Origin of the sequence: Rhodococcus sp. G-MC3 (assembly GCF_030063335.1) — a bacterium.
Taxonomy (GTDB): domain Bacteria; phylum Actinomycetota; class Actinomycetes; order Mycobacteriales; family Mycobacteriaceae; genus Rhodococcoides.
Map to the genome: position 1 here is coordinate 47,470 of NZ_JASISW010000014.1, position 12,803 is coordinate 60,272.

The window sequence follows — 12,803 nt, forward strand, 5'->3', positions numbered from 1 at the left end:
CCTACATCGCTGTACGCAAGCCTTTGCGTTGTCGATCTTCGTTCAGGTAGGTGTCTGCCGCAATACAGGAAAGGCTCACCTACAGGTGCTCACTCCGGAGATGGACGGGATGTCGTCGGCGAGTCACGCGAGGTTCGTGCGGCCATGTTCGTACCCTTCGGTAGGCCGTTGCGGCTGTTCCTGATAATTTCTGCCGATGAAGCACACGTTGTATTTCGACTGGACGAGAGATGCCTGAACCGATTTTTGCTTTTGTTCCGCTTGCGGCCGACGTGCCCCCTGGCGTGGACGTCGACACGATCGTCGCCGAGGTTGCGGCGACCGGTGTGAGTGCGCCGTCCGACATCGAGGGTGGTCTGCTCGACGCGGTGCAGCGTGCCGAACAGCACGGGATGGAACTGAGCATCGTCGTCCTTCGAGAAGATCCGCGCCACGATTCGCAGCTACGTGACCTTGCCACCGCCGTCGGTGCGCAGGACGGTGGAACAGTTCTGGTGCTGAGCCCGGGCCAGGTCGGGTCGTTCAGTGACACGGTCAGTCGCGTTGTGCTCGAGTCCGGGCAAGATCGCACCTATACAGGCAACCCTGTCGTAGCGGCGGACAATTTTGTCGACACTCTGGTCGAGCCTCAAACTCACTGGACTCTCATCACCGTTGCGCTGATCGTGGTGGTGGCCGCGGGCACCGCAATCACGGCAGGATTGAAAATTCGACGGCGTACCGAGAAGCCGCAGTCGGGCGAACCGCAGGCCGATTCGCCGGGTGAACGGCCTGTGCAAACCTCGTGATCGGCTGCCGCTAGGCGAGACGCCAGCCCTCGATTGCTTCACTCGGCCACGGGTGGAGCATTTTTGTTCGCCTGGGAAAAAGTCAAAAAAAATGTTTCCCGCAAAAGGCCTGACCAGCGCATTCTCCACAGCGAAATTACGAATGTGTCATTTGTTACTGGAGTTTCATTAGTGTGCAAAGTGTCGTACGGTGCCATTGGCACTGCTGGGGAAGGAGTGTCGCAGAGGGCAGAGGTCTATCCGAGATCATTCGGGGGGCTGCTGCTTCGGGTGTGACTGACGTGGTCTACACCTGTCGTGTTGCTGCGTGCTCTCTCCCTGCTCGGTCGGCGAAACGACGAACTCACTCGAGAATTGTCGACATCGTTCGTCCGGCGTCGACGTCCCTTCCGTGGGTCGCCGCGAGCGCCGGGACCGAGGGAGACATTTGTGAGCCGACGAGCATTCGGTGTTACTCGCCGCAGCGCGTTCTCGAGCACGGCGCGGCTACTGGTGGGAGTTGGACTGGTCGCGGCACTCATGGCTGCTACGTCGGGCACTGCTGCCGCAGTACCGCCGCCGCCGCCCAACCCGTCGGATTCCGATATCGCTGCTGCAGGAACGCGCGTCGACGAACATCTTGGCGCCGTCGGTGCGCTGATCAATCAGGTCGCGGCCGCCAACGAGCAGCTCGCTCAGCTCGACGCCGATGTGGCAGTCAAGCGTGAAGACGTGAACAAGGCGCTCGTAGACCTCCAGAATGCGCGAGACGCCGCCGATGTCGCTGCTCAACTGGTGGGCGTCGCACAGCAGGCACTCACCGACGCGGGGACTCAAATCCAGGCAGCACAGCAAAAATTCAACGACTTCGCAGTGTCGAGTTACACCCAGGGAACGGGCGTTGCGTCGGTCTCCTCTTTCCTTGGTTCAACGGGTCCTGACGACGTTCTCGATCGTGCTCAGGTTCTGAAGGTTTTGTCGAACAGTCAGAATGCTGTTCTCGATGGGCTGCAACGAGCTCGCACCGAGCAGGCGAACCGCGACTCTGCCGCGCGCGAGAGCAAACAGCAAGCGGATGTGGCTGCATCGGACGCGGAGTCGAAGAGAGCAGAAGCAGAGGACGCGATCGCGGCCGCACGGGCTGCGCTCGCGGAGCAGGCAGACCAGAAGGTCGCGATCGAAGGTCAGCGTGACTCGGCGCAGAGTCAGCTCGACGCGGCGCGAACCGATGTAGCCGGACTGCAGGATCAGCGCGTCGCATACAGCTCGTGGGAGCAGCAGAAGGCAGCCGAGGATGCGGCGATCGCCGCCGCAGCGTCGGCCGCCCGTGAGGCAGCAGTGCAGGCGGCAACTCGGGTCGCAGCCAACCAGGCCGCTTCCGCTGCAGCGGCGGCCGCAGCAGCGGGTCAGCGTTCCCACACCGACATCGACGACTCCGACAGCAGCGACGCAGCCGATACGAGCACCGGCACGAGCACCGGCACGACATCGACGACTCCGAAGAAGCCGCGTAGTTCAGGCCAGTCGACGCCCTCGGTCACCGGAAGTGCTGCCGTGGAACTTGCCGTCGACCGCGGTATGGCGCAGCTCGGGGTTCCATACTCCTGGGGCGGAGGTGACGAGAACGGTCCGACCAAGGGAATTCGCGACGGCGGAGTTGCCGATACCTACGGCGACTACAACAAAGTCGGGTTCGATTGCTCCGGCCTGATGATCTACGCATTCGCCGGCCTCGGAATCTCGCTTCCCCATTACACCGGTTACCAGTACACGGCAGGCGAGCAAGTGCCCACCTCGGACATGAAGCGCGGCGACATGCTCTTCTACGGCGCCAATGCGAGCCAGCACGTTGCCCTGTACCTCGGGGACGGCAAGATGCTCGAAGCGCCCCAGTCGGGCGACGTCGTCAAGATTTCTCCTGTCCGATACGGCGGCATGACGCCGTACGCGGTGCGCATGGTGTCGTGACCCTGTTGCCGAACAGCTTGTCGGCACCTGCTTGCTCGATGATGTCCGTGCCTCGCCAATCGTGATCGGCTCGTGCCGATACGCCCACCGGACGCGTATGACGAACCGCGACGTTCGCTGTGGGTACTAGGCCCCGGACCGGGCGCCGGTAGCCTGAGGCGGGAACCTACGGCACGTGCGAACATCACCTGCAACGGTTGGTGGGGAACAAGCGAACGTGCCCACGAAATGTTTCGAGCGAAAGCGGTGAATTCTTGGTGGCATCACGTGACGGCGGCGAATCGGTCAGCAGCGTGTCGAAGGACAACACGTCGAACGGCAGTGAGTCCAAAGACAGCGATTCGAACGGCAGCGATTCGAACGGCAGCGATTCGAACGGCAGCGGTTCGAACGGCAGCGCGCGGAGCGGGGGAGGTTCGAGCCGGACGGACGTAACCTCACTCGCCGAGGACGTCAAGATTCTCGAGCAGGCCGTGTACGAAGTCAAGCGCGTCATCGTCGGTCAGGACCGCTTGGTGGAACGAATCCTCGTCGGTCTCCTCGCGCGTGGCCACGTCCTCCTCGAAGGGGTGCCAGGAGTAGCGAAAACCCTTGCTGTGGAGACGTTTGCGCGTGTTGTCGGCGGATCGTTTTCGCGCGTCCAGTTCACGCCCGACCTCGTCCCAACAGATCTCATCGGTACTCGCATCTACCGTCAAGGCCGCGAGGAGTTCGACACCGAGCTCGGCCCTGTGGTCGCCAACTTCGTCCTCGCCGACGAAATCAACCGTGCGCCCGCAAAGGTGCAGTCGGCACTGCTCGAGGTCATGGCCGAACGCCAAGTGTCCATCGGCGGCAAGACGTTCCAGATGCCCGACCCGTTCCTGGTCATGGCTACACAGAACCCGATCGAGAACGAAGGCGTCTACCCGCTTCCCGAAGCTCAGCGTGACCGCTTTCTCTTCAAGATCATCGTCGACTACCCGACGGTGGAGGAGGAGCGCGAGATCGTCTACCGAATGGGTACGACTGTTCCGACGCCGAGGCAAATCCTCGACCCAGCCGAACTGGTCCGCCTTCAGAACGTTGCGAGCTCCGTGTTCGTTCACCACGCTCTCGTCGATTACGTCGTACGTGTCATCGCAGCCACCAGGACACCCGAACAGCTGGGGCTCGACGATGTCGCAAGCTGGATCGCCTACGGGGCGTCCCCCCGCGCCACACTGGGCATCATCGCCGCTTCGCGCGCACTCGCTTTGCTCCGCGGGCGCGACTACGTGGTTCCGCAGGATGTTCTCGAAGTCATTCCCGACGTGCTTCGCCACCGCCTTGTACTGTCCTACGACGCACTGGCGGACGAGGTCACGCCGGAGGATGTCATCACGCGCGTCCTGCAAACCGTCGGGCTGCCACAGGTTGCGCCGCAAGCGGTGGGTGGAACTCAGCAGGCTGCCCCGTCCCAGATCCAGCACCCCCAACAGGTTCCAGGCGCCCAGCAGTTTCCCAACCAGCAACAGTTTCCCAACCAGCAGCAGGGATTCGGGCCAGGGGGTCCGCAGGGACCGGTCAATTACGGCCCTGGTCAGTTCCACGGAAGCGGGGGACAGCCGAGCCAGCAGGCACCGCTCCAGCAGGCTCCGGCCGCGTCGGGTCAGAAGCCGACCGGAAACGCATCCGCCGCGGGTAGCCAGCAGCAGTGAGCGGCGCACTTGCCGGAGGGGCGGGCGGTCGTGCGCAAGCGACTTCGCGTCCACCATCGTTCCGTAGCGGTGAGTTACGAGATCCATCGCTTGCGGCCGCACTCCGCACATTGGAGCTGACCGTTCGACGGCGCTTGGACGGCGTGCTCCACGGCGACCATCTCGGACTCATACCAGGCCCAGGGTCAGAGCCAGGCGATGCGCGCGAGTATCAGCCCGGCGACGACGTTCGCCAGATGGATTGGTCTGTCACCGCTCGGACGACCCATCCGCACGTGCGGCAGTCGGTGGCCGACCGAGAACTCGAGACATGGATGGTGGTGGATCTGTCGGCGAGTCTCGATTTCGGTACCACCGGATGCGAGAAGCGCGATCTTGCTGTGGCGGCCGCAGCGGCGATCACACACTTGACCGGCGGTGGCGGAAACAGAGTCGGCGCAGTGGTCGCCACCGGCGCGGCCACCACTCGGATACCTGCGCGTGGTGGCCGTATCCATTCGCAGGCGATGCTGCGCACGATTGCGACGACGCCGAGCGCAGGCGACGGTGTTCGGGGCGATCTCCGTGTTGCGATCGAGTCGCTTCGACGTCCTCAACGCCGCCGCGGCATGGCCGTCGTCATCAGCGATTTCCTCGGCCCCATCGACTGGGAGCGTTCGCTTCGCGCCATTTCAGCCCGTCACGACATACTGGCCGTCGAAGTGGTCGATCCTCGAGATCTCGAGCTGCCCGACATAGGAGATGTGGTGCTGCACGACCCCGAAACCGGGCGCACCCGGGAGTTCAGTACGACTCCGAAGCTGCGCGCGGACTACGCGGAGGCAGCGGCCGCGCATCGTGACGACGTCGAGCGTGCTCTGCGCCGGTGTGGATCGCCACGATTGACACTTCGGACCGATGGTGACTGGATTTCGGACGTGGTCCGATTCGTCACCTCGCGACGACACACGCTCGGTGCAAGTGCTGTCAACACTGCTAGGGCCGGCCGCCGATGAGTTTGACGGATTTCGCCTCTCCGTGGTGGCTGCTGTTCCTGTTCGTCGTGGTCGGCTTGGTTGTCGGCTACGTTCTCGCCCAGCGACGACGGCATCGGCACACCCTGCGTTTCTCGAACATGGAGCTACTCGAAAAAGTTGCGCCTACTCGACCCGGATATTGGCGACACGTTCCTACGGCGCTCGTGCTCGTCGGATTGTTGTTGTTGACTGTTGCCCTGGCAGGCCCCACCTCGGATCAGCGGGTGCCCCGTAACCGTGCAACCGTCATGCTCGTCATCGACGTCTCGCTCTCGATGGAGGCAACCGATGTCGAGCCCTCACGCCTAGCCGCGGCTCAGGAAGCGGGCAAATCGTTCGCCGATGGTCTAACGCCTGGAATCAATCTCGGGCTGGTTGCGTTCGCGGGTACGGCCTCGGTTCTTGTCTCTCCCACCGCGAATCGTGAAGCTACGAAGGCCGCGATCGACAAGCTCCAACTGAGCGAACGAACCGCCACCGGCGAAGCGATCTTCACTTCGCTCCAGTCCATCGACACCCTCGGCGCGGTTCTGGGTGGAGGAGATGCTGCCCCGCCTGCTCGGATCGTGTTGTTGTCCGACGGTAAGCAGACGGTTCCCGAGAACCCGGACGACCCGCGGGGTGGATACACCGCAGCGCGGGCCGCCGCCGAGAAGAACGTGCCGATCTCGACAATCTCTTTCGGGACCAGCTATGGCACTGTCGATATCGAGGGCGAGGGTGGAGCGGAACGCGTCCCGGTCCCCGTCGACGACCCGTCGTTGAAAGAGATCGCATCCCTGTCGGGTGGCAGTTTCTTCACAGCGTCTTCGCTAGAAGAATTGCGGGCGGTATACGACACCCTCGAGGAACAAATCGGGTTCGAGATCACTCGCGGCGACGCGAGCAGGCCATGGCTGATTCTCGGAGTCCTTTTCACCGCAACAGGATTGGGCACTGCTTTGGTTCTGCGGCAAAGATTGCCCTGATTCGCTGTTATTACTCACCAGTAAGTTTCGCTTTGTCATTCCAGGACGAACAGATAGGTTGCAGGCATGTCCAAACCCGACTTCATCGCTCGATCGGTACTCGTCACCGGAGGTAACCGAGGCATCGGTCTGTCCATTGCACAGCGTCTCGCGGCCGACGGTCACAAGGTTGCCGTCACGCACCGTGGGTCCGGCGCACCCGAAGGTCTGTTGGGTGTCGTCTGCGACGTCACCGATTCGGATTCGGTCGACAAGGCATTCAAAGAGGTCGAAGAGAAGCAGGGCCCCGTCGAGGTGCTCGTGGCCAACGCGGGAATTACCGACGACACGTTGCTCATGCGCATGACGGAAGAGCAGTTCGAGCGGGTCATCGATGCCAACCTGACCGGTGCATTCAGAGTTGCCAAGCGCGCCAACCGTGCGATGCTGCGTGCTCGATGGGGCCGGATGGTGTTCTTGAGTTCAGTGGTCGCACTGGGCGGGGGGCCTGGCCAGATCAACTACGCAGCGTCCAAGGCCGGCGTCATCGGAATGGCTCGCTCGATCACGCGTGAACTCGGGTCGCGGTCGATCACCGCCAACGTCGTGTCTCCTGGTTTCATCGAAACCGATATGACCGCGGACCTGCCCGACGATCTGCGCACCAGAGCAAAGGAATTCATTCCACTTCAGCGTTTGGGACAGCCCGAAGACGTGGCCGCGGTGGTGAGCTTTCTCGCCGGCCCCGACTCCGCATACGTTTCCGGCGCCGTCATTCCCGTCGACGGTGGCATGGGCATGGGTCACTGATTTCATTTATTTCTCGTTCTCGATCAGATCGGTAAGGAAGACACATGGGCGGACTGCTCGAAGGCAAGACAATTCTCGTGACGGGCATCATCACCGATGCTTCGATCGCGTTCCACGCGGCTGCGATGGCGCAGAATCAGGGCGCGAAGGTGATCATCACCGGGTTCGACCGGCTTCGGTTGATCGACCGGATCGCACTGCGACTGCCGCAGCCGGTGCCCCCGGCAATCGAACTCGATGCCACCAATGAAGAGCACCTTGCGGCACTCGCGGATCGGGTTCGTGAGCTCGCGCCCGAGGGCGTCGACGGTGTGTTGCACTCAATTGCGTTCGCTCCCCGAACCCTGATGGGGCCGGACGCGAAGCCTTTCCTCGAAGGCCCCGGACCCGACGCCGCGCGCGCGTTCGAGATCTCGGCGTGGAGCTATGCATCGTTGGCTCGGGCTGTACTGCCCGTCATGAACGAGGGAGGCTCCATCGTCGGAATGGATTTCGATCCGCGAACCGCGATGCCGTACTACAACTGGATGGGTGTCGCGAAGGCCGCGCTCGAGTCTGTCAACCGCTACGTCGCCCGCGAGGTCGGTCAGGCCAAGCGCGTTCGCTCCAATCTCGTCGCCGCGGGCCCGATCCGCACGCTCGCAGCCAAGGCGATCGCAGGCACGGCAACCGGTGATGCACAGAAGATGCAACAGCTGAACGAGTACTGGGACGGTGCGTCGCCTATCGGTTGGAACTACGACGACCCGACGGCCGTCGCCAAGTCCATCTGTGCGTTGCTCTCGGATTGGTTGCCCGGTACTACTGGTTCGATCATCTATGTCGATGGTGGCGCGAGCCACAACACGTACCTGCCGGACAACATGTAAGCGTCCGCCATGCACCCGAGCGGCCTTGATCGACGATCGCGTCGATCAGGGCCGCTTGTGTAGGTGTGTACCGGGTACGGGCGTACTGCGTGTTCGGTCACGCTCGACCTGGGCGCACAATGGAGTGATGACTTCGGGAGATATCACCACATCCGCAGAGCAGAGCTACGACGCTCTGCTCGTTCTTTCTTTCGGCGGCCCTGAAGAACCCGCTCACGTCCGTCCGTTTCTCGAGAACGTCACGCGAGGTCGTGGAGTGCCTCCCGAAAGGCTCGACGCAGTGGTCGAGCACTACATGCACTTCGGTGGCGTCTCGCCGATCAACGCTCTCAATCGTGACATCATCGCGGCCGTGAAGTCCGAATTGGCCTCGGCTGGAATCGAATTGCCGGTGTACTTCGGAAATCGAAACTGGCATCCCATGGTCGAGGACACCGTCGCGGTGATGAAGGCCGATGGAGTTCGGCGAGCACTCGTGTTCCCGACGTCGGCGTGGGGCGGTTACTCGGGTTGTCGGCAGTACCACGAGGATATCGCGCGCGCTCGCGATGCGGTCGTCGATGCCCCCGATCTGGTGAAAATCCGTCAGTACTACGACCATCCGTTGATGATCGCGGCATTCGCCGATGCGATCAACGTCGCATTGGATTCGCTGCCGCCGGAATCGCGTGCAGGTGCACGAGTGGTGTTCACTGCACATTCCGTTCCCAGCGCGGCCGACGTCAACGCCGGCCCGCCCACAGACGGTGGCCATCTCTACAGCCGCCAGGTCGCGGACGCTTCGCGGCTCGCAGCTGCTGCAGCAGGGATAGCCGGATACGACCTGGTGTGGCAGTCGCGCTCGGGTCCTCCTCAGGTTCCGTGGCTGGAGCCCGATATCTGCGACCATCTGGAAACGCTGGCGGACAAGGGCGTCGACGCTGTTGTCGTGTGCCCAATTGGTTTCGTGTCCGACCACCTCGAGGTTGTGTGGGATCTCGACACCGAGGCGGAGCAGAAGGCAGGGGAGTTGCGCATGGCGTTCGCGCGTGCGTCGACGCCCGGTACCGACGCGCGATTTGCTCGGATGGTCGTCGAACTCGTGCGCGAGCACCTCGACGCAGTGCCTGCCCGCGGGATCGGTTCCGTGCCGCGATACGGCACGACTCTCAACGGACGTCGATGCCACCTCCAGTGTTGCGAGCAGCCGACGAGACCCGCGCGCGCACCCGCATCTTGACCCCTGCGTACACGCACGTGCGTGTACGTAGAGGTGAGTGTCAGCGGCGGGGAACGCTCGATTCGATGCAGCTGGCAACTGCACTGAGCCGTGCGGAGCGGACTGTCGCCCATAGTGGCCGCACCAGCGATTCTCGTGCTGCTGCAGCGGATGCGGTGGGTGCTTCCGTAGGCGACGAGTGCTGAGCCACCGAGAGAATCGCGGCTACTCGGTCGGCGGATTCGAGAACCCGCAGTACCCGCTCCGACGTCTCGGTCGGATAGCGGTGTCGACTCGCGTTCGCGATCAACTCGGTGATTCGGGTGCGCGGATCACCGAGTTCGGATCTGGTCGGGAGAGCCTGCATCGATCCCAATGCCTCGGCCGCACTGCGTACGGCGTCGCGCATCGCGTACTCGGCCTCACCCAGGGAAAAATCACGGAAGTAGTGGTTCGGGATGTCGACTGTGTACACGGTCCATCGCAGTACATCCGGCCCTTCGACGGTTGGTACCAGACCGAGTCCGCGTGTGCCTGCATACCCGACGGCCACTGCTTCTCCCGCGCCGATCGCAGCGCGGGAGAACTCCGATGAGGGAGCTAGGTTCTCGACCGAGCCCGGTGCGGGCAGTAGCAGTTCGATCGCTGCGTCGGTGTCGGGTGCCGATGCCGCCGAAGTCTGTGCCAGATGGCTCCTCACCGTCGTCAGCAGTGCAGCGATACCGTCTGCGCGGGGGCTTGGCCATGCGAGACCGGTTGCGGCTGCGATGTCGGGGTCGGCGGCGACGACCAGGTGCATGGGCGCCCACTCGAACATGGCGTCGATTACATCGTCTGGCGCGCTGACGCCGGCCAGCCACGAACTGACCCACACGGCAAGACTGGCACTTGAAGAACTCACGACTGACGAGCATAGGTCGGCTCGGCGAGGCGCGCTCATCCCCGTGGTGGGGAGCGAGCTTGCGGACTGACGGGGTCAAGGGGAGGGGAGCCTGTCGAATGACCGGGTCGCGTAGATGGACTAGCGTTGTCGGCCGTGGCAGACATGTACGGCGGAGATATTCTTTCGGGGCACAGTCGCATGCGGAAGGTTCCGGCGCCTCAGGTGCCGGCGGAGCGTGGGTTGGTCGTCGAGGACGCAGCGACCGGGTATTGCGGTGCTGTTGTCGGGTTCGAGCGAACCTACGACGGCGACTTCGTTCGGTTGGAGGATTCTGCGCGCACTTCTCGGCTGTTCGCCCTTCGGGAAGCTGCGTTTCTCATCGATGGCAAACGAGTCACTCTCGTGCGTGCGGCCGCGGCACCGAAACCGGCGGCATCGACGCGTACCGCGTCAGGGTCGACGAAGGTCGAGAACCTACGTGCACGCACCGCTCGGGCAAGTCGGATCTGGGTCGAAGGCGTACACGACGCTGCGCTGGTGGAGCGGGTGTGGGGTCACGATCTGCGGGTCGAGGGTGTCGTCGTCGAGCATCTGGAGGGGCTGGACAACCTCGGGGAGCGTCTGGCCGAATTCGAGCCGGGACCGAATCGTCGGGTTGGCGTTCTGGTCGATCACCTCGTGACCGGGTCCAAGGAATCGAAACTCACCACCTCGCTCGGACCACATGTGCTCGTGACCGGACACCCGTACATCGACGTCTGGGAAGCCGTGCGGCCCAAAGCTGTCGGTATTGCGGCGTGGCCGAAGATTCCCCGCGGCGAGGACTGGAAGACCGGTATCTGCCGCGAACTCGGTTGGGGTACACCTCGTGACGGGTGGCGACGGGTGTACTCGTCGGTGTCGTCGTTTCGGGATCTAGAGGCGCCGTTGATCGGCGCGGTGGAACAACTGGTCGATTTCGTTACCGAGCAGTAGCTTCAGGGACGCTGGCAGGTGTCCGATTTATGGTTGTATGGACAGTGTGGCAGCGATCATTTGGCTTATCGCAGGAGTACTTTTGGCGTCGGCGGAAGCGCTGACCGGGGACTTCTTCCTGCTCATGGTTGCAGGTGGCGCACTGGCTACCGCAGGTGTCTCGGCAATCACCGACCTTCCGGTGTGGGCCGACGCCATAATATTCGGTCTCGTGTCGTTGACTCTCGTTCTCGGTGTCCGACCAATCCTTTTGCGTAAGTTCGCGCAGCCGCCGATTCTATACACTGGCATAGCAGCATTGTCCGGCAAGAGCGCGTTGGTTCTGGAACAGGTCTCGGCTGATGCAGGGCAAGTCAAGATCGGCGGCGAGGTGTGGACGGCTCGTCCGCTCGACCCCACCGAGGTGTACGCGCAAGGAACAACCGTGACCGTGATGGAAATAGACGGCGCAACCGCGCTCGTGTGGAGAGGTGTGTAGTTGCCGATGGTCGCACTCATTGTTCTTGGTGTCATCGTTCTTTTCGTAGTCGTATTGGTGGCGAAGTCGATTGCGCTCGTCCCCCAAGCCGAAGCGGCAGTCGTCGAACGGCTCGGTCGATATTCGAAGACAGTCTCCGGTCAGTTGACGTTCCTCGTTCCCTTCGTCGATCGAATTCGCGCGAAAGTGGACTTGCGAGAGCGCGTTGTGTCGTTTCCGCCGCAGCCGGTCATCACGAAGGACAACTTGACCGTGTCGATCGATACCGTCGTCTACTTTCAGGTCACCAATCCGCAAGCCGCGGTATACGAGATCAACAATTACATCGTCGGTGTCGAGCAGTTGACTACGACCACCCTCCGCAACGTCGTCGGCGGTATGACTCTGGAAGAGACTCTGACGTCGAGGGATTCGATTAACGGTCAGCTTCGCGGGGTTCTCGACGAGGCAACTGGCCGCTGGGGTCTGCGCGTGGCGAGAGTGGAACTCAAGAGCATCGATCCGCCTCCGTCGATTCAAGAGTCGATGGAGAAGCAGATGAAGGCGGATCGCGAGAAACGCGCGACGATTCTGACCGCCGAAGGTCATCGGGAATCTGCGATCAAGACCGCTGAGGGCGACAAGCAGAGTCGCATTCTTGCTGCCGAGGGCGGCAAACAGGCCGCGATCCTGACCGCGGAGGGCGAGCGTCAATCGAAAATTCTTCGTGCACAGGGCGACCGGGCCGCAAAGTATTTGCAGGCTCAGGGGCAGGCGAAGGCGATCGAGAAAGTGTTCGCTGCGATCAAAGCGGGCAAGCCCACTCCCGAACTTCTGGCATACCAGTACATGCAGACGTTGCCCCAGATGGCGCAGGGTGATGCCAACAAGGTGTGGATGATCCCCAGCGACTTCGGGGATGCGCTGAAGGGGTTCGCGAAGACATTGGGTGCACCGGGCGAGGACGGAGTGTTCCGTTTCCAGCCGAGTGACAATTCGGGCGTCGAAACGAAGCCGGAGGACGACTCGGAGGAGGTAGCAGAGTGGTTCGAGACGAAGAGTGATCCCGCTGTTGCAGAGGCGGTCGCGGCCGCCGAAGCCGTAGCGAGGAAACCCGTCGACACATCGCTTGCGCCCGATGCGAGTCTGACGACACGGACTGATCTCGGAGCCTTGTCCCCGGGACAACCGCAGGAACAGTGGTCGCCGCCCGCGGATTCGCAGTAGTGCCGAC

General features: G+C 62.6%; 12 protein-coding genes. 11 read left to right on the forward strand and 1 reads right to left on the reverse strand.

Going from position 1 to position 12,803, the window contains the following annotated elements; genetic code table 11:
* The first annotated feature begins 230 nt into the window (after positions 1-230).
* The 8 genes from QMK17_RS16490 (at position 231) to QMK17_RS16525 (ending at position 9,275) form a co-directional block, all read left to right on the forward strand.
* A complete protein-coding gene (locus QMK17_RS16490; RefSeq protein WP_283510362.1) occupies positions 231-788 on the forward strand; it encodes an Rv1476 family membrane protein in 558 nt (185 codons plus the stop codon).
* Positions 789-1,217: 429 nt separating this feature from the next.
* Entirely contained in the window at positions 1,218-2,735 is a 1,518-nt protein-coding gene (locus tag QMK17_RS16495; RefSeq protein WP_442972779.1) for an NlpC/P60 family protein, read from the forward strand.
* Positions 2,736-3,193: 458 nt separating this feature from the next.
* Positions 3,194-4,414: an AAA family ATPase gene (locus QMK17_RS16500; protein ID WP_283510432.1), complete on the forward strand. Its 1,221-nt coding sequence runs from the start codon at positions 3,194-3,196 to the stop codon at positions 4,412-4,414.
* The gene (locus tag QMK17_RS16505) at positions 4,411-5,409 is read left to right on the forward strand and encodes a DUF58 domain-containing protein (RefSeq protein ID WP_283510363.1); all 999 of its coding nucleotides are present in this window, start codon (positions 4,411-4,413) and stop codon (positions 5,407-5,409) included. Before QMK17_RS16500 ends, QMK17_RS16505 begins: the two co-directional genes overlap by 4 nt.
* Complete coding sequence (locus QMK17_RS16510; protein ID WP_283510364.1) at positions 5,406-6,398, forward strand: VWA domain-containing protein; 993 nt, start codon at positions 5,406-5,408, stop codon at positions 6,396-6,398. The genes QMK17_RS16505 and QMK17_RS16510 overlap by 4 nt, the downstream gene beginning before the upstream one ends.
* A 66-nt stretch (positions 6,399-6,464) precedes the next feature.
* Positions 6,465-7,187: a 3-oxoacyl-ACP reductase FabG1 gene (fabG1, locus tag QMK17_RS16515; RefSeq protein ID WP_283510365.1), complete on the forward strand. Its 723-nt coding sequence runs from the start codon at positions 6,465-6,467 to the stop codon at positions 7,185-7,187.
* A gap of 44 nt (positions 7,188-7,231) precedes the next feature.
* Positions 7,232-8,056, forward strand: a complete 825-nt coding sequence (gene inhA, locus QMK17_RS16520; protein ID WP_283510366.1) for an NADH-dependent enoyl-ACP reductase InhA — start codon at positions 7,232-7,234, stop codon at positions 8,054-8,056.
* A 127-nt stretch (positions 8,057-8,183) separates the two neighbouring features.
* The gene (locus tag QMK17_RS16525; RefSeq protein ID WP_283510367.1) at positions 8,184-9,275 is read left to right on the forward strand and encodes a ferrochelatase; all 1,092 of its coding nucleotides are present in this window, start codon (positions 8,184-8,186) and stop codon (positions 9,273-9,275) included.
* Between the two features lie 40 nt (positions 9,276-9,315).
* Here the strand turns inward: QMK17_RS16525 and QMK17_RS16530 are convergent, their stop codons facing one another.
* Positions 9,316-10,155, reverse strand: a complete 840-nt coding sequence (locus QMK17_RS16530) for a hypothetical protein (protein WP_283510368.1) — start codon at positions 10,153-10,155, stop codon at positions 9,316-9,318.
* Positions 10,156-10,299: 144 nt separating this feature from the next.
* On the opposite strand from QMK17_RS16530, the gene QMK17_RS16535 reads away from it, so the two are divergent.
* The 3 genes from QMK17_RS16535 to QMK17_RS16545 are packed head-to-tail and all read left to right on the forward strand — an operon-like array spanning position 10,300 to position 12,796.
* Positions 10,300-11,112 carry a DUF3097 domain-containing protein gene (locus tag QMK17_RS16535; RefSeq protein WP_283510433.1) on the forward strand — a complete coding sequence of 271 codons (813 nt, stop codon included), beginning with the start codon at positions 10,300-10,302 and terminating at the stop codon, positions 11,110-11,112.
* Between the two features lie 46 nt (positions 11,113-11,158).
* The gene (locus QMK17_RS16540; RefSeq protein WP_283510369.1) at positions 11,159-11,590 is read left to right on the forward strand and encodes an NfeD family protein; all 432 of its coding nucleotides are present in this window, start codon (positions 11,159-11,161) and stop codon (positions 11,588-11,590) included.
* A gap of 6 nt (positions 11,591-11,596) precedes the next feature.
* The gene (locus tag QMK17_RS16545; RefSeq protein WP_283510370.1) at positions 11,597-12,796 is read left to right on the forward strand and encodes an SPFH domain-containing protein; all 1,200 of its coding nucleotides are present in this window, start codon (positions 11,597-11,599) and stop codon (positions 12,794-12,796) included.
* Positions 12,797-12,803: the final 7 nt, after the last annotated feature.

What these genes read in the sequence shown, in the direction of transcription:
- QMK17_RS16490 (WP_283510362.1), top strand. Translation starts at nt 231, where the DNA reads ATGCCTGAACCGATTTTTGCTTTTGTTCCGCTTGCGGCCGACGTGCCC.
- QMK17_RS16510 (WP_283510364.1), top strand. Translation starts at nt 5,406, where the DNA reads ATGAGTTTGACGGATTTCGCCTCTCCGTGGTGGCTGCTGTTCCTGTTC.
- fabG1 (WP_283510365.1), top strand. Translation starts at nt 6,465, where the DNA reads ATGTCCAAACCCGACTTCATCGCTCGATCGGTACTCGTCACCGGAGGT.
- inhA (WP_283510366.1), top strand. Translation starts at nt 7,232, where the DNA reads ATGGGCGGACTGCTCGAAGGCAAGACAATTCTCGTGACGGGCATCATC.
- QMK17_RS16525 (WP_283510367.1), top strand. Translation starts at nt 8,184, where the DNA reads ATGACTTCGGGAGATATCACCACATCCGCAGAGCAGAGCTACGACGCT.
- QMK17_RS16535 (WP_283510433.1), top strand. Translation starts at nt 10,300, where the DNA reads ATGTACGGCGGAGATATTCTTTCGGGGCACAGTCGCATGCGGAAGGTT.
- QMK17_RS16545 (WP_283510370.1), top strand. Translation starts at nt 11,597, where the DNA reads ATGGTCGCACTCATTGTTCTTGGTGTCATCGTTCTTTTCGTAGTCGTA.